At 52.8% G+C, this 21,029-nt stretch carries 22 protein-coding genes and 1 pseudogene; 16 read left to right on the plus strand and 7 right to left on the minus strand.

Features of this window, described 5'->3' with window-relative positions; translation table 11 throughout:
• Nucleotides 1-43: 43 nt before the first annotated feature.
• From CFI03_RS08205 to CFI03_RS08215, 3 genes are read right to left on the minus strand one after another with little or no spacing between them, the layout of a single operon-like run.
• Nucleotides 44-610 (minus strand): NAD(P)H-dependent oxidoreductase, encoded by a 567-nt coding sequence (locus tag CFI03_RS08205; protein ID WP_116394186.1) that lies wholly within the window; start codon nucleotides 608-610, stop codon nucleotides 44-46.
• A 42-nt stretch (nucleotides 611-652) separates the two neighbouring features.
• A complete protein-coding gene (locus tag CFI03_RS08210) occupies nucleotides 653-2,437 on the minus strand; it encodes a DHA2 family efflux MFS transporter permease subunit (protein WP_116394187.1) in 1,785 nt (594 codons plus the stop codon).
• A 3-nt stretch (nucleotides 2,438-2,440) separates the two neighbouring features.
• Entirely contained in the window at nucleotides 2,441-2,881 is a 441-nt protein-coding gene (locus CFI03_RS08215) for a MarR family transcriptional regulator (RefSeq protein ID WP_116394188.1), read from the minus strand.
• 469 nt (nucleotides 2,882-3,350) lie between these two features.
• Between CFI03_RS08215 and CFI03_RS08220 the strand changes: the two genes are divergently transcribed.
• On the plus strand, nucleotides 3,351-4,634 hold the full coding sequence (locus CFI03_RS08220; RefSeq protein ID WP_116394189.1) for a histidine--tRNA ligase: 1,284 nt from the start codon (nucleotides 3,351-3,353) through the stop codon (nucleotides 4,632-4,634).
• A 14-nt stretch (nucleotides 4,635-4,648) separates the two neighbouring features.
• Here the strand turns inward: CFI03_RS08220 and CFI03_RS08225 are convergent.
• Nucleotides 4,649-5,466 (minus strand): annotated as a pseudogene (locus CFI03_RS08225) (methyltransferase domain-containing protein).
• Between the two features lie 172 nt (nucleotides 5,467-5,638).
• Here CFI03_RS08225 and CFI03_RS08230 point away from each other — a divergent pair.
• The 3 genes from CFI03_RS08230 (at nucleotide 5,639) to bshB2 (ending at nucleotide 7,320) form a co-directional block, all read left to right on the plus strand.
• A complete protein-coding gene (locus CFI03_RS08230) occupies nucleotides 5,639-6,193 on the plus strand; it encodes a GNAT family N-acetyltransferase (protein ID WP_116394190.1) in 555 nt (184 codons plus the stop codon).
• A gap of 84 nt (nucleotides 6,194-6,277) precedes the next feature.
• The gene (locus CFI03_RS08235; protein ID WP_116394239.1) at nucleotides 6,278-6,622 is read left to right on the plus strand and encodes a YojF family protein; all 345 of its coding nucleotides are present in this window, start codon (nucleotides 6,278-6,280) and stop codon (nucleotides 6,620-6,622) included.
• Nucleotides 6,623-6,657: 35 nt separating this feature from the next.
• On the plus strand, nucleotides 6,658-7,320 hold the full coding sequence (gene bshB2 / locus CFI03_RS08240) for a bacillithiol biosynthesis deacetylase BshB2 (protein WP_116394191.1): 663 nt from the start codon (nucleotides 6,658-6,660) through the stop codon (nucleotides 7,318-7,320).
• A 65-nt stretch (nucleotides 7,321-7,385) separates the two neighbouring features.
• On the opposite strand, the gene CFI03_RS08245 is transcribed toward bshB2, so the two are convergent.
• On the minus strand, nucleotides 7,386-7,994 hold the full coding sequence (locus CFI03_RS08245; protein WP_116394192.1) for a transglutaminase-like domain-containing protein: 609 nt from the start codon (nucleotides 7,992-7,994) through the stop codon (nucleotides 7,386-7,388).
• A 131-nt stretch (nucleotides 7,995-8,125) separates the two neighbouring features.
• Here CFI03_RS08245 and CFI03_RS08250 point away from each other — a divergent pair, with 131 nt between their 5' ends.
• From CFI03_RS08250 to CFI03_RS08295, 10 genes are all read left to right on the plus strand, one after another.
• Nucleotides 8,126-8,470, plus strand: a complete 345-nt coding sequence (locus tag CFI03_RS08250; RefSeq protein ID WP_116394193.1) for a DUF1801 domain-containing protein — start codon at nucleotides 8,126-8,128, stop codon at nucleotides 8,468-8,470.
• A gap of 162 nt (nucleotides 8,471-8,632) precedes the next feature.
• The gene (locus CFI03_RS08255; RefSeq protein ID WP_116394194.1) at nucleotides 8,633-9,736 is read left to right on the plus strand and encodes an amidohydrolase/deacetylase family metallohydrolase; all 1,104 of its coding nucleotides are present in this window, start codon (nucleotides 8,633-8,635) and stop codon (nucleotides 9,734-9,736) included.
• Nucleotides 9,714-10,826, plus strand: a complete 1,113-nt coding sequence (locus tag CFI03_RS08260) for a DgaE family pyridoxal phosphate-dependent ammonia lyase (RefSeq protein ID WP_116394195.1) — start codon at nucleotides 9,714-9,716, stop codon at nucleotides 10,824-10,826. Before CFI03_RS08255 ends, CFI03_RS08260 begins: the two co-directional genes overlap by 23 nt.
• Nucleotides 10,819-11,577 (plus strand): 2-dehydro-3-deoxy-phosphogluconate aldolase, encoded by a 759-nt coding sequence (gene dagF, locus CFI03_RS08265; RefSeq protein ID WP_116394196.1) that lies wholly within the window; start codon nucleotides 10,819-10,821, stop codon nucleotides 11,575-11,577. The genes CFI03_RS08260 and dagF overlap by 8 nt, the downstream gene beginning before the upstream one ends.
• Entirely contained in the window at nucleotides 11,567-12,586 is a 1,020-nt protein-coding gene (locus CFI03_RS08270) for a sugar kinase (RefSeq protein ID WP_116394197.1), read from the plus strand. The genes dagF and CFI03_RS08270 overlap by 11 nt, the downstream gene beginning before the upstream one ends.
• Before the next feature lie 11 nt (nucleotides 12,587-12,597).
• On the plus strand, nucleotides 12,598-13,311 hold the full coding sequence (locus tag CFI03_RS08275) for a GntR family transcriptional regulator (RefSeq protein WP_116394240.1): 714 nt from the start codon (nucleotides 12,598-12,600) through the stop codon (nucleotides 13,309-13,311).
• 17 nt (nucleotides 13,312-13,328) lie between these two features.
• The gene (locus tag CFI03_RS08280; RefSeq protein ID WP_116394198.1) at nucleotides 13,329-13,700 is read left to right on the plus strand and encodes an iron chaperone; all 372 of its coding nucleotides are present in this window, start codon (nucleotides 13,329-13,331) and stop codon (nucleotides 13,698-13,700) included.
• Between the two features lies 1 nt (nucleotide 13,701).
• On the plus strand, nucleotides 13,702-14,223 hold the full coding sequence (locus CFI03_RS08285) for a GNAT family N-acetyltransferase (protein WP_116394199.1): 522 nt from the start codon (nucleotides 13,702-13,704) through the stop codon (nucleotides 14,221-14,223).
• A gap of 34 nt (nucleotides 14,224-14,257) precedes the next feature.
• Nucleotides 14,258-14,740, plus strand: a complete 483-nt coding sequence (locus CFI03_RS08290) for a DinB family protein (protein ID WP_116394200.1) — start codon at nucleotides 14,258-14,260, stop codon at nucleotides 14,738-14,740.
• A 127-nt stretch (nucleotides 14,741-14,867) separates the two neighbouring features.
• Nucleotides 14,868-15,182: a hypothetical protein gene (locus tag CFI03_RS08295; RefSeq protein WP_116394201.1), complete on the plus strand. Its 315-nt coding sequence runs from the start codon at nucleotides 14,868-14,870 to the stop codon at nucleotides 15,180-15,182.
• Nucleotides 15,183-15,635: 453 nt separating this feature from the next.
• Here CFI03_RS08295 and CFI03_RS08300 read toward each other — a convergent pair whose 3' ends face one another.
• Together CFI03_RS08300 and CFI03_RS08305 are read right to left on the minus strand one after the other, a co-directional pair.
• Nucleotides 15,636-17,264, minus strand: coding sequence for a response regulator (locus tag CFI03_RS08300; protein ID WP_116394202.1), 1,629 nt, complete (start codon nucleotides 17,262-17,264; stop codon nucleotides 15,636-15,638).
• A gap of 10 nt (nucleotides 17,265-17,274) precedes the next feature.
• A complete protein-coding gene (locus CFI03_RS08305; protein WP_116394203.1) occupies nucleotides 17,275-18,987 on the minus strand; it encodes a sensor histidine kinase in 1,713 nt (570 codons plus the stop codon).
• 219 nt (nucleotides 18,988-19,206) lie between these two features.
• On the opposite strand from CFI03_RS08305, the gene CFI03_RS08310 reads away from it, so the two are divergent.
• Together CFI03_RS08310 and CFI03_RS08315 are read left to right on the plus strand one after the other, a co-directional pair.
• Nucleotides 19,207-20,091 (plus strand): ABC transporter permease, encoded by an 885-nt coding sequence (locus CFI03_RS08310; RefSeq protein WP_116394204.1) that lies wholly within the window; start codon nucleotides 19,207-19,209, stop codon nucleotides 20,089-20,091.
• A gap of 13 nt (nucleotides 20,092-20,104) precedes the next feature.
• A complete protein-coding gene (locus tag CFI03_RS08315) occupies nucleotides 20,105-20,983 on the plus strand; it encodes a carbohydrate ABC transporter permease (protein ID WP_116394205.1) in 879 nt (292 codons plus the stop codon).
• The last annotated feature ends 46 nt before the right edge of the window (nucleotides 20,984-21,029 follow it).

Genomic DNA, 21,029 nt, shown 5'->3' on the forward strand with positions numbered 1-21,029 from the left:
ATGCCAGTACTGAATGCCTCGTAAGCTCGTTAAACGCGCTTGCTTAAACCGTCGTCCCCGGCGTTTTCTTGCCCGCCGCAAAAGTACCCGCCGCATGAGCCACGCGTGTTCCAAGAGCTTCGCCTAGCGCCAGCCCTTTCGAGAAGAGCGATTGGCTCAGCGGGTCGTGGGTATCCTCAACTGGCGAGGTGACGCCTACCCCGTAATAACTGCCGTACAGCGCATTTGCGGGAATATTGGCCGGCAAGCCGACGATGATCATCCCTTGGTGCAGCATCGGCGTAATCAAGTTCAATAAGGTGGCTTCTATCCCGCCGTGGATGGTAGCAGTCGTGCAGAAAACGGCGCCGATTTTATCAACCAGCGTTCCGTTGGCCCATAAATAGCCGAGTTTGTCGATCCACTCTTTCATGCCGGAACTGATCGTGCCGAAGTGCCCGGGACAGCCCCAGATAATGGCATCCATCTGAGCGAGGTCTTTGACGCTCGCTTGTTTGACGTGATTTATGAAGACCTCTGCTCCTTCCACGCTTTCGGCACCTTTGGCAATGGAGCGGGCAAGCTGTTCCGTGTGGCCTGCTTCGCTATCGTAAACAATATAAATTTTCATCGTTTAATCTCCTCTCTTGGCTCTGAAATCAAGCGCGATTCCTCACTCGTTTTCTTTTTGCGGTCTGTTGAGCTTCTTAAGCGATTCCCGGTATGCCTTATCGTTCATTTCTTCTTCCTGGCGGTCATCCTGTTCGGGAGTGCCTTTTAACCTTAGAATCGCCTTCCGGTATTCCTGATCGTTAAAGTGTTCGTTGTTCTTGTCTTTCGGCGGTTCAGGCGTAAGGAACCCGCGTATGGCGTTGCGGAATTCGCCGTCTGCGCTTTGCCGGTTCGTGCGATTTTCGTTGTTAGCCAATTCCGCGGCAGGCGCCGCTTCCTTCTCCGCCTTATCCGGTATCTGCACCGCCTCCGCCGCTTTGTCCGGCACCTGCACCGCGTCCTCGGCAGGCTTCACTTTGCGGATGAAGAAGGCGAGCACGAGCGCGGCAATCGTCAACCATGTCGCAACGACGAACGATTGGTTAATGCCGTAAATCGTCGATTGTATGGTGATTTCGCCCATTTTGGCTTTGTCGGACGGCGCGATGTTGCCGGCGATGATCAGCTCCTTCGCATGCGACGCAGCTTTGTTCGTCATGATGGTGACGAGAATCGCGGTGCCAAGCGCGCCGGAGACGTTCCGGAGCGTTTGGGACATGGCAGAGCCGTGCGCATTCAGGCGGCGCGGCAGCTGGTTGAGGCCAGCCGTCTGGATGGGCATCATCAGCATGGACATGCCGAACATCCGAAGCGTATAGAAGAGCATCATGTGATTGTATGACGAATCGATTGCTAAATGACTGAATTCGTACGTCGTAACGGCAGTAATGGCGAGGCCGACGACGGCCAGCCAGCGTGCGCCGATTTTATCGAACACCATGCCGGTGATGGGCGACATGATACCCATCAGAATAGCGCCCGGGAGCAGCAGCAATCCGGATTCGAGAGGCGTAAAGCCGCGGATATTCTGCAGGAAGATCGGCAATAGAATCATCCCGGAGAACATGGCCATGGTAATAATGGCGTTGATCAACGCGGTAAGCGAGAACATCGGATACTTGAATACGCGCATCTCAAGCAGCGGAGCTTTCATCAATATCGAACGGACAATGAACAGAATGAGCGCAATCGCGCCGACGGCCAAGCAAACGATGACTTCGGTGGAATCCCAGCCTTCCGTACCCGCTTCGCTGAAGCCGTATAACAGGCCGCCAAATCCAAGCGTGGATAGCACGACGCTCAGAATGTCTAGATTAGGCCGGGACGTCTTGATGACGTCCTTCATCGAGAAAGCGCCGAATACAACGGCGAGAATGGAGAGCGGCAATACGATATAGAACAGCACATGCCAGTCGTAGTGCTCGACGACCCAGCCGGAGAGCGTTGGTCCTACGGCCGGTGCGAAAATCATCGCAACGCCCATCAGGCCCATCGCTTTGCCGCGCTCTTCGACGGGGAAGATGGTCAAGGTGACGATAGTCATCAGCGGCATCAGAATGCCGGCGCCGCATGCCTGTACGAGACGGCCGGCTAACAAAGAGCTGAAGTCGCCCGACAGGGCGCATACGATCGTACCGATCGCGAATAAGGACGAGGCGACCAGAAACAACTTCCGGGTCGTAAACCGATTGATCAGATAAGCGCTGATTGGGACCAGCACGCCGTTCACCAGCATGTAGCCGTTGGACAGCCATTGGATCGTGCTTTCGCCGACGTCAAGATCTGCCATCATTTTCGGCAACGCGACGTTAAGCACGGTTTGGCTCAACAGAGCCACGAACGCCGCGATGAGCAAGGAGGCCATTATCGGCCCTTTGCGCAATTGATTGGACACAGCTGTTGTCATGGCTTAAGCTTCCTCCTTGGATTGTTTTAGTAAACGCAATACTTCGTTCTGGAGCCGGCTCAGCTCGCGGTGATCTTGCTCGGTCATCGACAGCAGGGGACGCATCATATTCATGCGCGTCGCATCGGTCTCGCGCCAGAGCTCCTTGCCTTTCTCCGTCAGCTTCATCGTCATCGCCCTGCGATCCGCTTCCGTTCGTTCGCGCTCCAAGATGCCTGCCTTCACCATCCGGTCCACGATGCCGCTCATCGTGCTGTTTCCCACATTCAGCTTCTCGGCCAGCTCGGACATGCGGATTTCGGGGGTTTCGTGCAGTACTCGCAGCACCAAAAGCTGAAGAGCTGTCAAGTTATGCTTGCTAGCCGCTTTGGATAATATCTGGAAAAAGACTTGATTGATTTCGCGATAAGCTTGAAAAATGCTCACGATCCGCTGTTCTTCCACTGCAGCTTTCCTCCAAAAATAGTTTGCGTGCGAATTATTATGAACTAAAGTAATATGAGGTGTCAATCAGACTTCTGGCCGTTAGTTTCCGCAAAGGTCCTGCTGCTTATCCCGTAACCGAGGGTTTGGTACTTCTTTCCCAATGTTGCGAAAAGGTCATAAGATGTCGGTTCTGGAAAGAATATTTCCGTTCTTCGCAGGACCGATAACCGGTCATTGCATCTTCGAATCAGCCCTGCTATAATCAACGATAATTATCCGAGTTTGAATGAAGGAGTTACGCATATGCGGACATTCGCGTTTAATCAACTTCATCATCACTACAAAAAGCGTTAGCACCCCTGATACAAAAATTCAGGGAGGGCTAACGCCATTCGCGTTGGCCTCCCTGCGGCATACGTGACGCGCAGGACCAAGAGGTCCTGCGCGTTTTTTATTTGTACCCAAAATAAAAGGAGAGTGCCGGGTTATGCAAAACGTAAAAGGAACCTACGATTTTTTCGGGAAGGAACAAGCCGTCCGCCTGAAGGTTAGAGGGGTGCTGCAGGAGGTTTTCGAGCTGTACGACTTTGAGAGCATGGAGTCTACCGTGCTTCACGAGCTGGATTTATTGACCTCCAAGTATGCGGGCGGCGACGAAATATTGAAGGAGATGTACCGGTTCACGGATCAAGGCGGAAGGAAGCTGGGGCTGCGTTACGATTTGACGATCCCTTTCGCGAAGGTCATGGCTTTGAATCCCGGAATCAAGCTTCCGTACAGACGGTACGAGATCGGGAAGGTTTTTCGCGATGGTCCGGTGAAGCGCGGCCGCCTGCGGGAATTTCTCCAATGCGATGTGGATATGGTAGGCGTTGGGGGGCCGGAAGCGGAAGCGGAGCTGATGCTGATTGCGGTTGAGGTGTTTAAAAGGCTCGCTATTCCGGTTACGCTGCGCTGGAATAATCGCCGGTTTTTAAGCGAAATACTGGGTGCGGTAGGCGTACCGGCGGAGGAATGCCTGTCCGTGATGCTTACGCTCGACAAACTTGAGAAGATAGGCAGCGATGGCATTCTGGAGGAATGGGGAGACAAAGGAATTTCCGGGTCAGCCGTTGAGGAGATTGCAGAGCTTATGGCCATGCATGAACCTTCTTTCGGCCTTTTGGCGGAGCGCTTTGGTCTCAAGGAATCGCAAGGAGCTGCCGAGGTCCGCGTTCTTCAGACGCTGATCGACAAGCTGAAGCTTTCGGACATTTGCCGCTTTGATCCTTTTTTATCGCGGGGATTGTCGTTCTATACGGGAACCGTCTATGAGATTTTTGATGCCAGCGGCGTTTATGCATCCAGCATAGGAAGCGGCGGAAGGTACGACGCGATAATCGGCAAGCTGATCGGGAACGAGGATATGACTTACCCGGCGGCCGGCTTGTCGTTAGGCATGGAGTCCATTATGGAAATGATTCGGGACCGGCCATTCCCGGCGCAGGCTCCAAAGGTCGTTGTCCTATCCATCGGCGATACAAGGGGTGATGCCTTGATGGCTGCGGCCGTTTTGCGCTCGGGCGGGATTCGGACCGGTATGGAGCCGGCGGGCAGAAAGCTGAAAAAGGCTCTGGCCTCGCTTGAAAGCAGGGCGATCCGTTACGCGCTGCTTATTGGCGAGGAAGAGGCCCGAACCGGCAAAGTGCGGCTGAAAGACATGAGGGCCAGGGAAGAGTATGTGGTTCCGCTTGATGAAGCATTATATCTATTAGAAAAGAACGAAACGTAAGCTACCCGTCTTCGTCACGCCTTCTGCGCCATAACCGTGCTCATCGCATGCTGATGGGGAATGCCGCTGGAGTTGCAGTCGAACACGATCTCGGCGCTGTCTTTAATCAGCCAGTCCCGATAGTGCGACAACAGCTCGCCCGAATGCCATTTGTAGGCATGAGGTTCGTTTTCCGGCGGCGGGGCGATAAACGGTTTATGCACGAACACGTTCAGGACATGGATTCCGCCGGGGTTAGTGAACTGCTTGTAGTTCGCGAATATCTCCTGGCGGAACTCCGGCTTGATGTAATGAAGAACGCCGCTGGAATAAATGATGTCGTATGGCTTGTCGAGACGGAATCCAGCACATCCGCTTTTAACACGTTAACCTGGACGCCAGCGTATTCGGCCAGCCGTTTTGTTTTCGCAATGCCGGCATCCGAAACGTCGATTCCCGTTACCTCATAACCGTTCCGGGCGAAAAATACCGCGTCCCTGCCTTCGCCGCAGCCAATATCCAGAAGCTTCAGCCGCCTGCTCGGCGGCATAGCCTTCAGAACCTCGTATACGCCGCTGTTCGGCTCCGTTCCCCAATAATAATTTTCCGTCTTGTATTCTTCTTCATAAATCGTAATCGGCTTATCCTGCGAGACGTAACCAAGCAGTTTGTCGACGCTGACTTCAAGCGTGCGGCATAACTCCGGCACTAGCGAGAGGTCCGGCATAGTCACAGCGTTCTCCCATTTGGATACGGCCTGAAACGAAATGCCCAGCCTGGTCGCCAGCTCCTCTTGCGTTAATCCTCTTTCTTTCCGGTAAATGATGATGTTCCGCGCCAGTTTCTCCTTCACGTTCGCTCACGCTCCTGTTGATACTCCTCATTCTATTGAAGTTGCCCCAGCCGGACAATAACGCATGGATTGAACTTTCGCCGGACTCAACCTGCGGTTGAGATTTGTAGAAGTTTGGCTAAAGAGAGTATACTGGAGGTATCTTGGGCCATTAGCAGGAGGGCAGTCATCCATGTTTACGCAATCAGAACCAATCGGGATTATTCAGAATCATATAAAAGTATTCCAGGCTACGGAAGGGGATACGCCAGCCGTGCTGGGACTGCTGGTGCAGACGGCGGAATGGCTGAAGAGCAGAGGCTCTACGCAGTGGAGCGGACTGCTGCAGGGCGAAGACTCCCATCGTACGCCGGAAGCGATCAAACGCGGCGAAGTGTATATTTTCGTACAGGATGATACGCTTATGGGGATGGTTATGCTGATGCAGCAGGCGAGCCCTTGGGATCGCGAGCTGTGGGGCGAGGAAGGGCATGAGAGCTCGGTCTATCTGCATCGTCTTAATATTAACCGCGCAGCCGCGGGGAGTAATCTCGGCGAAGCTATCGTTCAGTGGTCAAGCTCGGGCATTCATTTCCCGGGTAAAGACCGGATCAGGCTGGACTGCATCGCCAATAATCCGAAGCTGAACGACTTTTACCGCAGCACTTGCGGTTATGAATTCAAAGGCACCGCATCCAATCCGATCGGCGATTTTAACCTGTATGAGAAAAAGGTATCGGAACAGTAATCTTATTCTTGCTATTCCGATAAACTTACTATACAATCTTCTCAATTCATTATTCATTTTATGGTTAAAGGAGAATCCAAGATGATGCAACCGATCCATCCCGCCGAGGTTCAACGACGACTGGAAAGCTTGAAAGATCAAGATGTCTATGTTCATCTTGAGATGACGACAGGAGCATACGCGGCTCATAACGATGCTTCCAAGCATCCGGCCGCTACTTTTATATCGAATGCCGTTATTCAATATTCGCATGGTTTGATTTCCGGGAACGGTCCTTTCCGTGTCGGACTCAAAATGCAGCAGGGCTGGGTCTATTCGGAAGGCTTGACCCATTATGAAGAGAGCGAAGCCGAACGGCTTATCCTCGCCGGCCATGACCAGCAGGGCAAGCTGGTTGTCGCTTTGCAGCTCAGCCGGGAGCCTTTTTAAGTTGGAGCTTTCTTTTAGAAAGGAGAGTAAAATACATGGAACGTATATTAGTGGTTCTGCCGCATCCGGATGATGAAGCATTTACAATGTCGGGTACGCTGGCGCAGTTGATCGATCAAGGCGCGCAGGTTACCTACGCCTGCCTGACCCTTGGGGAGATGGCGCGGAACATGGGCTTTCCGCCGTTCGCAAGCCGGATAACGCTGCCGCAGATTCGCCGGGGCGAGCTTGAAGAGTCCTGCGCGGCGATAGGAATCCAGGATCTGAGAATGCTTGGCTTCCATGACAAAACGATTGAGTTCGAGGACAAAGTGTTCCTTGATGAACATATTCATGCTCTTATCGAAGAAGTGAAGCCTGACGTTATCTTTACGTTTTATCCGGGCTACAGCGTTCATCCGGACCATGACGCAACCGGGGAAGCCGTTGTTCGGACGGTCGGAAGACTGCCGGAGGAAGAGCGGCCGCCTGTCTATTGCGTAGCTTTCTCCCGAAATCACGAGCAGTTTATCGGCAAGCCGGATATCTCGTTTGACGTGCGGGATTATACGAAGAACAAGATGGCTTCCATCCGGGCTCACCGCTCCCAATTCAACAGCTCCGAAATCTTCGGGAACAAGCAGCACACGGACAAAGAGGTTCAGGAACGCTTGGGAACGGAGAGGTTCTGGACTTATAAGTTTGAAAGCTGGAAATAAATAATCGCATTTGATAATGACCCCTTCACTCATACGGTGAAGGGGTTATTTTTTTATCCAAATTGTTATAGCTCGGCCGGGAGACCCTGCAGATACATGACTTTGCAATCGTTATGCTGACGCAAAGCCTGGATGGTGATTGGATGAGGTTCGGAGTAAATGATCGGATAATCGACCTCGTCGTATTCCTTCCGGATTGGAAAGGCCAGCCGTTCTTGGTCTAAAGAGAATTGAGCATCAATTCCCGGCTTGTTGCCGCGCGCGTCAACTCTGATCCATCGCTCCGCATTGCGAAGATATACCGCGTTCAGAGCATGGATGACGTAACCGGTATCGGGCGTATCCCCAAGCGTCAAGCGCTGATAGCAATAGCCCGCGGGTATTCCCTGACTGCGCAGAATGGCGCATAACAGGTTTGACTTGGCATAACAGATGCCTTCTTTGTGGGCGAGGACATCGGAAGCGCTGCAAGTAATGAGGGAGCTTTGGATATCCCAGGAATGGGAGATTTGATCCCGGACGTATTCGAAAGCAAGCCGGATAAACGTTGTCTCATCGGGCGTCTGCTGACGCAGCTCTGCCGCAAGCGACTGAATAGAGGGATGATGATAATCCGTAATATCGGAGTCGGCGAGATAGTCGGTTAGTGACGAGGAGTTGTAGAGGAAAGGCAAGGCGGAAGCCTCCTTTGAATTTTTATATAATTATGCAATAATATGAATATATATTCAATCTAATAATTTCCTATAATTTAGGCGAAATGGTATAGTAATTGATAGAATCATTGCAAAAGGGAGAGGATGGCATGAAGCAGGCAGAAGTTACGTCGTTCATCGAGGAGCTGGCGCAGCCGTGGCAGGCCGAGCTGGCGAGCAGCCTTCGGAATATGGTCCACGAGACTGTGCCGGGTGCGGAGGAACGGATTCAATACAAGAAGCCCCATTTTTTGAAAAATGGCAAATATGCCGCGGTTATTTCGACAGCGAAGGATGCCGTCAGCTTTGTTATTTTTAACGCAGCTGAAGTGGAATTCCCTGAAGGGCAGTTCGATGGTCCGCCGGAAAGAAAAACAATCAAATTCAAAGCAGGGCAAGCGGCTGATTTCGATGTGCTCGCCAATCTGTTGAAGCAGGCATCAGAGTCGTTGTAATCCGGCAGGAGAGAGCTTGCAAGTTAGTGGAAGGGATTCTCATTAACTTGCAGGCTCTTTTTCTGTTTAAACATTATAATGTTTGTTGACCGCTCCACCTAATCGATGTAATCTAACATTATAACGTTATACTACATGTCTGTTGCAGAAAAAGGTGGCGGAATGGAATTGATATGGCGGAACGTAAAGCTGCTCGACCGTTTAGAGAGGGTCGACATTGTGATGGATGCGGATGGCCGGATTGCGGAGCTGTTGGATGCATGCACGGCAGAAGGCGGCAGCGTAATGGATTGTACCGGCATGTACGCCTCAAGCGGGTGGATTGACCTGCATGTGCATGCGGTTTCGGGGCTTGCGCCGTATGGCGATGAGATTGATGAGATTGGCGTGAGGCATGGCGTAACCACGATTGTTGACGCGGGAAGCTGCGGGGCGGACCGGATTGACGAGCTGGCTGCAAGCCGGGCGGAGGCAAAGACGAGAGTACTGGCGCTATTGAACGTATCCCGGCTTGGCCTGCAGCGGATCGATGAACTCTCTGAGCTTCAGTGGATTGACCGGAAAGAGGCGCTAGAGGCTATTGCCCGTCACCCGGCGTTTATCGTGGGGTTAAAGGCGAGGATGAGCGGAAGCGTTGTCGGCCGAAGCGGCCTGGAGCCTTTGCGGCTGGCGAGGGCTTTGTCCGTAGAAAGCGGGCTGCCGCTTATGGTCCATATCGGCTCGAGACCGCCCGGAGTGGAGGAGATCCTGCCACTGCTTCGGGAGCGCGATGTGGTGACGCATTATTTGAACGGCAAGCCGGATAATCGGTTGTTTGATCATAATGGCGGCGCCTTGCCGGTTCTCAAGGAGGCGCTGGACAGAGGCGTTAGGCTGGACGTCGGGCATGGGACGGCAAGCTTTTCGTTCGAAGTGGCGGAGATGGCGAAACATGCGGGAATCCGGTTCGACACGATCAGCACGGACATTTACCGGGGCAACCGGCTGAACGGTCCGGTGCATAGCTTATCTCAGGTGCTGACGAAGTTTCTAATGCTAGGCTATTCATTGGAAGAGATTATCGCGGCGGTGACGGTTCGACCTGCCCGCTGGCTGGGCAGACCGGAGCTTGGACGCATGAAGGTTGGCGAGCCCGCGAACCTGACTTTATTCGAGGTGTCGGACAGCCCGTCGGAGCTGCTGGATTCCGAAGGCGAGAAAAGAACGGCGGGGCAAACGATTCAGGCGAAGGGAGTATATACGAATGGACAGTACTTTGCATGCTAGATACGGGTTGAAGAGAGTTGTTAACGCCAGCGGCCGAATGAGCATTCTAGGCGTTTCCGCGCCGACCGATTCGGTTATGGAGGCAATGAAGCTTGGCGGACAAAGCTATGTGGAGATTGCCGATCTGGTCGACAAAGCAGGCGACTATGTTGCGGGGATTATCGGCTCCGAGGCGGCCGTCATCGTGAACTCCGCTTCCAGCGGTATTGCGCTGTCGGTTGCCGGCATAGTGACGAAGGGAAACCGGCGGTTGGCTGAAAAGCTTCATCAAGAGCCAATTCAGCAGAACGAGATTATTATTCTCAAAGGCCATAACGTGCAATACGGAGCGCCGGTTGAAACGATGGTTTACTTGGGCGGCGGCAGGCTGGTCGAGGTTGGCTACGCGAACGAAGGAGCAGCGGGGCATATCGAGGAAGCCATCAATGAACGCACGGCAGCTATCCTGTACGTGAAGTCCCATCATGCCGTGCAGAAGAATATGATCAGCGTCGAGGAAGCCTGGGAAGTCGCGCAGCGACGGGGCGTGCCGATGATCGTGGATGCGGCGGCGGAAGAGGATCTGCGGAAATACGTCCAATATTCCGACCTTGCCATCTATAGCGGCTCGAAGGCGATTGAAGGACCAACCTCCGGCATTGTAGGCGGCAAGCGGACCTATATCGAGTGGGTGAAAATGCAGCTTCACGGCATCGGACGAAGCATGAAGGTCGGCAAGGAAACGTCCTTTGGCCTGCTTCAGGCGCTGGACGAATACCGCGATAAGCCGGATAACAGCGAGCGGGAGAAGGCAGCGCTGAACAAGCTCCTTCCGCTTTCCGAGCTTCCCGGCATAAAGGTAACGATTGTGCAGGATGAAGCGGGAAGAGCGATATTCCGCGCAAGAATTCAAATCGATCCAGCCCTGTCCGGTACAACGGCAAAGGCCGTCAACGATGGGCTGCGGGAAGGCGACATTGCGATTTATACCCGGGATTACGGCGTAAAACAGGGCTATTTCGATATCGATCCCCGTCCGTTAACGGGCGACGATATGGAAGTCATCGAAGCACGCATACGAGAACTGGCAGGAGGCCGCAACCATGTCTAATATGAAGAAACGATTGTATAAAGGACGCGCCGCGCTTAATGTGCTCGCGGGCAGCATCGGTAATGCGAAGGATGTATTCGAGGCGGCGGAGGGCTGCGTGCTGGTTGGCGTTTTGTCCAAAAACTACCCGAATGCGGAGGCCGCGGTGGAAGCCATGCGGGAGTACGGTCTCGCGATTGACGATGCCGTATCCATCGGCCTTGGCGCGGGGGATAACCGCCAGGCGGCCGTTGTTGCGGAGATTGCGAAGCAATACGGTGGTACGCACATTAACCAGGTGTTCCCTTCCGTAGGAGCAACGCGCGCTAATCTCGGAGAAAAAGACAGCTGGATTAACAGCTTGGTATCCCCAACCGGTCAGGTTGGTTACGTCAATCTGTCAACGGGACCGGCCAGCGCGGCGGCGCAGGAGCAGGCTATCGTGCCGGTGAAGGCGGCGATTGCGCTTGTCCGCGATATGGGCGGCAATGCGCTGAAATATTTTCCGATGAACGGACTAGCCTGCGAAAATGAGCTTCGGGCGGTTGCCAAGGCATGTGCCGAGGAAGGCTTTGCGCTTGAGCCGACAGGCGGCATTGATAAGGGGAACTTCGAGGCTATTCTGCGAATAGCGCTGGAAGCGGGCGTACCGCAGGTTATTCCGCATGTGTATTCCTCGATTATGGATAAGGCAACAGGGGCAACCAGAGTGGAGGATGTGCAAGAGCTGCTGATTACGATGAAAAAGCTGGTCGACCGCTATGGCGGCTAAGCGGATCGCGGCTTTTGGCGAAGTGATGATGCGGCTGCAGACGCCGGGCTTCCAGCTGTTGACGCAGGCGGACAGCTTATCTTATTCGTTCTCGGGCACGGGCGTTAACGTGATGTCGGCACTCTCGCGGTTTGGTTATTCGGCGTCCCTCATCACGCGGCTGCCGGATAACCCGCTGGGCGAAGCGGCAATCGGAAGCTTGCGCAGGCTTGGAGTGGCAACGGAGCTTATAGAGCGCGGCGGACGATATATCGGCATGTATTTTCTCGAGAATGGCTTTGGTTCCCGTCCTAGCCGCGTCACTTACACGAACCGGCAAGAAAGCAGCTTTAATACGGCTCCTGCCGATATTTACGATTACGACCGGATTTCCGCTGATCTGGACGTTCTTCATCTATGCGGCATTGCGCTGGCGATGAATGACGGCGTCAGGCTCCATATGCGGAACCTGGCAGAGGCGGTGAAGAAGCGGGGCGGAGTGGTCGTGTTTGATTGCAACTACCGCCCAGCTTTATGGGGCGATGACGGCTACGGCGCGGCGAAGCCTCATTATGAGCGGATGCTGCAGCTGGCGGACATGGTCATGATGAACGAACGGGATGCGATCCATATTTTGGGGATGCAGGCTGCGGCAGCGGAGCGAGAGGAACAGCTCGTCGAACTGATTCCGGTTGCGGCGGACCGCTATGGCATTTCCGTTGTTGCAAGCACGCATCGTACCGTTAATGCCGACAATACGCACTCGCTGCGTGGTTTTCTTTACAAGGAGCAAACCTTTTCTTTTTCGCCGGAGCGGTCGTTTATGGTGTATGATCGGATTGGAGCCGGCGATGCTTATACGAGCGGGATCATTCACGGGGAACTGCAGGGGTTTGCTCCCGAGAAGACGGTAAGCTTCGCGGCGGCCGCAGCCCAATTGGCGCATACTACGGCCGGAGATACGCCAATGTCGTCCGAACGGGAGGTTATGAGGGCAATGGCGGAGAAGGCGGCCGATGTGGAAAGGTAGGTAGAATGGCAATGAAGCTGGTACGAAACAACAGCCCTTTGTATATACAAGTGATGAACATTATAAAAGACCGGATTTTGCACGGGGTGTACCCGGTGGATGCGAATATTCCATCCGAGCCGGTGCTGGAGCAGGAGTTCCAGGTCAGCAAAATAACGGTACGCAATGCGATCAAGGCGCTGGTGCAGGAAGGGTACCTGGAGACGAGCAGCGGCAAAGGCACGAGAGTTATCCGCAATACCTCTTCCTCCAAGCTGTCCAAGCTGAAACGGTTCACGGAGGTTCTGGTCGAAGAGGGACATCAGATCGGCAAGCAGCTGCTGCGCGCGGGACTTTCGAATAACGAAGAAGGAACGGAGCCGTATCGTCTGTTCGGGCAGCATGCTTTGAAGATCGACAGGTTGTATCTGCTGAACGGGAAGCCCTATATTCATTACACGCATTATTTGCCGGCGAAGCTGCACGGCAGCGCGGACGTTCTTCGGATCCAATCGCTATACGACTGGCTGGAGGAGCAGGGCTTTGTACCCGAGCATTACCGGGATGAGTTTGCCGTATCGCCGGCCCCGGACGAGGTGCAGGAAGCACTCGGGATAGCTGCGGGACAAGCTATCGTGCTGAAGCGTTCCCGGTTTGCGTATGGCCCCGACGACGGTTTGATTGAGTACAGCGTTGGCTTTTATAATACGGATATGCATCCTTACGTCGTTAATTACGATGTGTAAGGACCAAGGAGGCCGACATGGAAACAAACGCCACGGAGTACAAAACGATTGATGAATATACTGCTAACTTTCCGTCCGAGCTGCAGACGACCCTTCAGAAGATTCGGGAAGTGATACGGGAAGCTGCGCCGGACGCGAAGGAAAAGATCAGCTACCAGATGCCGGCTTTTGAGTTAAACGGAAATTTAGTCTATTATGCCGCGTTCAAAAAGCATATCGGATTTTACCCGACGGCAGCAGGTATCAGCGCTTTTCAGGAGGAGCTGTCCGGCTATAAAGGAGCCAAAGGTTCCGTACAATTCCCGCTGAACAAACCTATTCCGTACGAACTGATCAAGAGGATCACCGAATACCGGGCAGCGGAGAACAGGCAGAAAGGGAAGAAGTAAGATGGCGGATGTTTATTTGGTTCGGCCAGGTCTGGAGTGGAAGGAGCCTTACCTGGATTTTTACCGGGAATGGATCGACAGCGGCGAGGATATCGTCCCTTGGGTGGTGGAACAGGATCCGTCGGACTTCCAGGCGATGATGGGGTGGCTGGAGGACGTCTCGAACGGGATTGGTCTTCAAGAGGGCTGGGTGGCGAACTCCACCTATTGGCTGGCAACGGAAGACCGTAGAATCGTTGGCGCGGTGAACATCCGGCATGCCTTGTCGCCTTGGCTGATGGAAAGGGGAGGGCATATCGGATACGGAATCCGCCCTTCCGCAAGAAGGCAAGGATATGCGACGAAGCTGCTTGCCCAATCTCTAGAGAAGACGAAGGAGCTTGGCATCCGGAAGGTTTTGGTCTGCTGCGACGAGAGTAACATTGCATCGGCAAGGACGATCTTGAACAATGGCGGAGTTGAGGATACGAGCTTCACGGAAGAGAACGGGAACGTGATCCGCCGGTTCTGGATAGAGGGTTAGACTTTCTTGATTATGGAGGAAAAGAGGGATCCCGATGAGTAAAGGATTGCTTCACCAACTTGGCTTTATCAGGCAGGTAACGGTAAATACGGTTCGCGGTCTGTCGGAAGCTGCGCTGGATCATGTGCCAGGCGGCTTCAATAACAATATTAGGTGGAACCTGGGGCATATTTACGTGGTTCAGGAGAGGTTTGCTTTTCATTTCGCAGGGGAGTCCGTACACCTTCCCGAAGGCTTTGAGCGGTGGTTTGCGAAAGGCACCAAGCCGGGCGATTGGCAGGACGAAGATCAGCTGCCGGAGCTTGAGGATTTGCTGGAGCTGCTTGCCGGACAGCCGATTCGGATTGCGGAAAAATTGCATGATAGAATAGACGAGCAAGTGGCCGTTCCGTTCACCACGGGGACGGGACTTACTCTCCATACGGTTGGCGAATTCCTCAGCTATACCTTGTACCATGAAGGGATTCACTTCAATTCCATCAGTCTGCTCAAGCGTTTCGCCGCTAACAAACCGTAATTGTTCTTTGTAAGCGTTTCGTTATAAAATTGTCAAATTTCACACAAACCAGTCGAAAAGTTTTGGGCGCATTTTATCAACATGTCACCTTTTATCGCATATGGTGTTGCAAGGTGGTGATGATGGAGTGACATTTACACTTATCGACTGGATCAAGTATACGTTTTGGGGCGTATTCGGATTTATGATTATCGACTTCGTAATTGCCTTTTCCAAGTCGTTCTGGCAGGGAAGCTTCAAGACATCATTTCTGCCTTATCTAAAGGACATCCTATTCTACGTTTATCCTCTATATTTCCTTTTATCGATAGTCAACTTGGACCCGACGGAGTGGACGCTGATTACCCTATTCTTCATAGGCGGCTTATCCCTGATGATCAAGTACGTGCTGGACATTATCGGACGGTTCAAGCCAAAAGCCGAAGAAGAAAGCGGGACGTAGCACCCGCGCCAACAACGAAAAAAGACCCCAAGAGGGTCTTTTTTCGTTGTTGCGTAGCCGTTCGAGTGATGAGAGTGGCGAGTAACAGGCGAAAAGCATGCTGCAAAGGCGACGTGCGGACATAAGGCTGACGTGCGAATGAACGCGGGGTTAGAGTAGCTAATACAAACCCGAGCAGAAAAATAGTCCCTTGCGAGGGTCTATTTTTCTGCTTCATCCCCAAACGATGAAGCAGAGGTTTTTTGTGGTGTAACGCCGCACGGAGCAGGCGGGCACGGAGTAAGTGAATGCTTTTGAGAAGCGTAGCGCTCGCCTTTGTTTTCAAAGTTTAACCATAGAACAAATTTAAATCGGAAACTTTGAAAACAACAGCGATCGAAAGAGCATTCACTTGCGTAGTGCCAGCCACAGCGCAGTGCCAGCCCCCGTCCAGTTACCCACAACTACTCTGCTTTATCCGCCCCTCCCCTCATCGTCCCTATACTCCTGGGGAGTCACGTCAAAAAACTTCTTAAACACGCGGATGAAATACGCGGTATTGTTGTAGCCGACGATCTCGGCGATCTCGAATACCTTGGACAGCGTTGTGCGGAGCAGGAAAGCAGCCTTTTCCATCCGCAGCCGGTACACGTATTCCGTCAGCGGCTCGCCGGTTTCCGCTTTATAGATTTTCGAGAGATACACGGGATGCAGATGGACATGGTCGGCAATAGCCGGCAGCGATACGTCCTTCGCCAGATTGGCGTCGATAAACGACCGGACCGCGCGAACAATCGTGCTATGGTTATCTTTCAGCTCCTGATCGGCATCCTCGCGAATACCCTGCAGAATCCGGATCGACCATTCCATCAGCTGCGCCGCCGTGGTGTAAGCCGGAGCATGGAAGAACTTGAGTGCCTCAGGCGAAAGAACGGAGGACAACAGCTTGCCGTTCTTGTGAATGATATACGAGAACGCGCCGGCCAGCACATGATAAGCTTCAATCAGCTGTTCCGACATATCCTGTTCGCCGCCCGTCTCCAGCATATCGCGGAAAATATGCCGGATCTTCGCCTCGACGTCGTCGAACCTTCCGGCATCCAGAAGGCTGATCAGGGTAGGCGGCTCGTATAAGGACCAGACCGTATTCATCGGGCTGGAATCCAAGGCTTCCTGCGTGGTCACAAACAACCCTTTTCCGTGGCCCATCTTCCGGCGCATGGAGGTAACGGCATGCTCATAGATTTCCTTCACTTGTCCCGGGAACGTTCCTTGGCCGCCTACGAGAACCGAAATGGCCCCCTTGAGATAATTCTGCACATTGGTCTGAATTTGCGCGGCGTAACGCTCGAGCAAAGTCCTCGCTCCGGCGCCAGCAACCGCCGGATTCCTTGGTTTTACAAGAATCACGATGTAATCATGAGCATCCCGGGCGTGCCAGATATGATAGTCATTTTGCATGATTTCACTCGTTATATTGCAAATCGCGTACTCCATCAGCGCGGAATCCTGTCCCGGCATTTCGGCAAAACGCTCCTCCATCCGGATCAGCATTATGCATACCTGATCGCCCGCTGCAAAAGGAAGCTCCAGAAGCGCAAGCTTGTCCGCAAGCGTTGACTGATTGCTGCCTCTCAGCAGCTCATTAAGCGTATTAGCCCTCAGCAAAGGAAGGTTCTCGTTCAAGGTGTACAAGGTTTTCCGGTGGGAGGCAACCTCTTCCCATTTCTCCTTGATTTGTTTCACAACGCGCTTTACCGAATCGATCAGATCCTCGTCGCTGACCGGCTTCAGCAGATAGTCAAATGTATTCTGAACGATCGCTTGCTTGGCATAATCGAAGTCGGCATATCCGGTGAGCAAAATAGTCCGGACATGCGGCCATTTGCTATTAATCGCCGTAATGAGCTCTATGCCGGACATCCCCGGCATTTTGATATCGGTAATCACGATATCGATCGCATGGTCTTCCATGATTTGCAGGGCTATCGGCCCGGATAAGGCTTCGTGAACAACGCTAATGCCGCATTCTTCCCAAGGAATCGTCTCGGCAAGGGTCTCGACAACGGACCGTTCATCGTCTACAAGCAAGAGCTGTAACATGCTGCTTCACCTACTCTATTGTTTTGTCACTCCAGGTAATAGTCGTCTTGATTCCCCCCAAGTCTGAGCGGGAATAAGACAAGCCGGCTCCTTCTCCAAACAGATAGATCAATCTTTGATGCACATTCCAAGTCCCGCAGCCCATATTGTCGTCAAGCGGTTTGGTTAAGCTGAGCTGCAGCTTCTGAGTTTCCTCGTTTGTCATGCCAATCCCGCTGTCCTCCACGACTAACCGATACACCCCGTCCTCCGCATATCCGCGGATCCGGATCTCGCCGTTCTCCGCCTGCGGCTCCAATCCGTGGACAATGGCATTTTCGACAATCGGCTGCAAGGTTAACCGCGAGATCGTCTTGTTCATCAGCTCATCCGGCACCTCAATCGTAAACCGCATCCGTTCAAGCCGGAGAGACTGGATTTCCAGGTAATTCGTGACCATGCTAAGCTCCTCGCGGATCGTCGCCACGTCGTTTTCCGACCTTGTAATATAGCGGAAATACTCTCCAAGATTCAACGCCATCGCTACAACGGCTTTTTCGTTTTTCATCCGCGCCATGTTTTTGATATAGAACAGGCAGTTGTACAGAAAATGCGGATTGATCTGGGATTGCAAATGCTTCAGCGTTGCTTCGCGCCTCCGCAGCTTCTCCTCGTATACGTTCTCGATCAGCTCCTGGATTCGCTGGGCCATAATGTTGAACCGTCCGAGCAAAAGGCTGAATTCGTTATGGCCCGAATGGCTCAGCCGCACCGAGAAATCGCCGGAAGACAGCCGCTTGGTACCCCGGACAAGCTGGAGCAGTGGGACCTGCACACTTCGGTAAATAACGAAGATAACGGCGATACTCATGACGAGCAGGACGGCAATCGACGTATAGAACAAGTTCCGGCTGTTCGTAATCGGACTCAAGATCTGCTGCATCGGAACATAATCGACATAATACCACTTCAGGCTATCCGACTTGATGTAAGAGACGTAATACTCGATATTGTCCAGCTTCGTACGGAAGCCTCCCCGCTCCCCGAGCTTGGATGATTTCAGCTTCTCCGTGAGAAGATCGATCTTCGCGGCGTTGGCGGAATGATTGCGGATCGATCCCTGCTCCGGATTAAACAGGAACGGATCGCCGCTGTTGTTCACTTTGTTTTCGTCCAGCATGGCCGTCACATGATTGATCGGGAAGCTGATTTTCGTAATAAGCCTCGCGCTGCGAGGATTGGACATCGCCGTCGTTGGTTCGGTGGCATACCAGACGAAGCTGTCGCCCGTATACTCCCAGGATTTGAGGAACGGCCTCTTAAAAGCATCCTCCCGATACGTGATCGTATTGTAATAGTCCGTGGACAAGGCGTCTCCCGTGCGCGGGAAAAACAACGTAATGGTGGAATGCCACTTGCTGGCGGCGTTGTACAGATTCATTTTTTCCAGTATGGCGACGCTCAGCTTTACCCGTTCATAAGGCTGCTCCCGGAAGTCCGGACGCTGGTACTCCTGAATGCTGGAGTCCTGCCCAATCGATACGCCGTAGAGGGATAACTGATAAATATTCGACTCGACCTGTGCGGCGAAGGAAGACAAGCGATTCGTTGTGCCGCTTTGGATTTCGTTCTCGATGACGCGCACGCTTTCCCGGTTGGAATAGGTGTAGAGGGATAGGACCGGGATAAGCAGGAGCAGGACGAGAAGGGAGATTTTCGTAAACACATTGAACCGCAGCAGCAAGATGATGCCCCCTTCAGATAGTTAAAATATCAATATCGTTGTTGCAATATTAGGATATAGATCACAAATCCCCGTTGCTATAATCGTTATATTACAAGGTCAGGACGACCTAGAAAAGCACAAATTTGTCTGAACATGGAGGATACCGCGGTGAAAGAAACAGCTTTACAGCTACCCACGCAACAAGAAAAACGCCGTGTTTCAAGGAAAAGCTGGAACATGAAACGCAACTGGCCCCTGCACGTGATGCTCCTGCCGGCGCTTGTTCTCGTCATTATTTTCCAATACGTTCCGATGGCCGGAATCGTAATCGCGTTCCAGGATTTCAAGCCTTGGAAAGGGTTAACCGGATCTGAATGGGTCGGCCTCGACAACTTCCGGTTTCTGTTCAAGTATCCGGATATCGGTCAGGTGATTTGGAATACGCTTGTCATCGCTTTTTTCAAAATGGCAGCCGGACTTATCGTTCCGTTCCTGTTCGCCATTCTGCTCAACGAGGTCAGGCTGATGGCCTTCAAACGGGTTACGCAGACGCTTGTCTATCTCCCGCATTTCCTGTCCTGGGTTATTCTTGGGGGCATTCTGCTCGATATTCTCGCTCCGGACGGGGGACTCGTGAATAAAGCCGTAACGGCGCTGGGGTTTGAACCGGTCTTCTTCCTCGGGGACAACAACTGGTTCCGCTTCACGCTTATTGTCAGCGACGTCTGGAAGGAATTCGGCTTCGGTACAATCGTCTTCCTGGCGGCACTGGCGGGAATCAATCCGGCGCTTTACGAGGCTGCGGAGGTGGATGGGGCGTCAAGGCTCAAGCAGACCCTTCACATTACGATGCCGGCGCTGATGCCGATTACCATCGTGCTTGGAACCTTGTCGATCGGCAATATTTTGAATGCCGGGTTTGATCAGGTGTTTAACCTGTACAACCCTCTCGTGATGGAGAAGGGAGATATTATCGACACCTTCGTTTATAGGCTGGGGATATTAAACGGGAAAATGAGCTTCGCCACAACGGTCGGACTGTTCAAATCCGTCGTAGCGACCATTCTCATCGCGACATCTTACCGGTTGGCCTATAAATTTGCGAATTATCGCGTCTTCTAAGGAGGTTCTACTTTTGTACCACAAAACGTTAGGCTACAAAATTTTCAACATCGGCAACTATGTGTTTCTTGGCTTTTTGTCTCTTCTATGCATCTTGCCTATTATTCATATTCTGGCTGTATCGTTCAGCAGCATGGCGCCAGCCTCGTCCAATCTCGTAGGCTTCTGGCCGATCGGCTTTACGACGGACGCTTACGAGAAAACGTTCGGCAATTCCAATTTCCTGAACTCGCTTGGCGTTTCGGTAATGAGAACCGTATTATCCACGGTAATCGGCATGGCTCTTTGCCTAATGACCGCTTATCCGCTGTCGAAGGAGGATCTTCATTTCCGGGGCCGCACGATGTATATCTGGATTTTTGTCTTTACGATTCTGTTCAGCGGAGGCTTGATTCCAAGCTATATTCTGATTCAGAAGCTAGGCCTGATGGATTCCATCTGGGCGTTAGTGCTGCCCGGCGCGGTGTCGGTATGGAACGTCATTCTGATGCTGAACTTTTTCAGAGGCCTGCCGAAGGAGCTGGAGGAAGCGGCTTATCTGGACGGGGCGGGACAGCTGAAGACGCTGGTGCTGGTGTTTATTCCGCTGTCCATGCCGTCCATCGCGACTTTGTCGCTGTTCACGATGGTCTATCAATGGAACTCTTGGTTCGACGGGATGATCTATATGCGGGATATCAAGGATTATCCGCTGGCATCGCTCCTCCAGACGATTATCGTCCAGCAGGATTTCAGCAAGATCAACGTCGATCCGAAGCAGCTGGAGAACATTTCGCAGCGTACGGTACGGGCCGCGCAAATTTTTATCGGCGCGCTTCCGATTCTGCTCGTTTATCCGTTCCTGCAGCGGTTCTTTGTTAAAGGGATGGTAATTGGCGCGGTAAAAGAGTAGCGATAGGCAAAGGAGGGGCCGCTTGATGCGGCCCCGATCATGTAAA

The sequence above is a fragment of the Paenibacillus sp. ATY16 genome, from assembly GCF_003399985.2.
GTDB classification, from domain to species: Bacteria; Bacillota; Bacilli; order Paenibacillales; family Paenibacillaceae; genus Pristimantibacillus; species Pristimantibacillus glycanilyticus.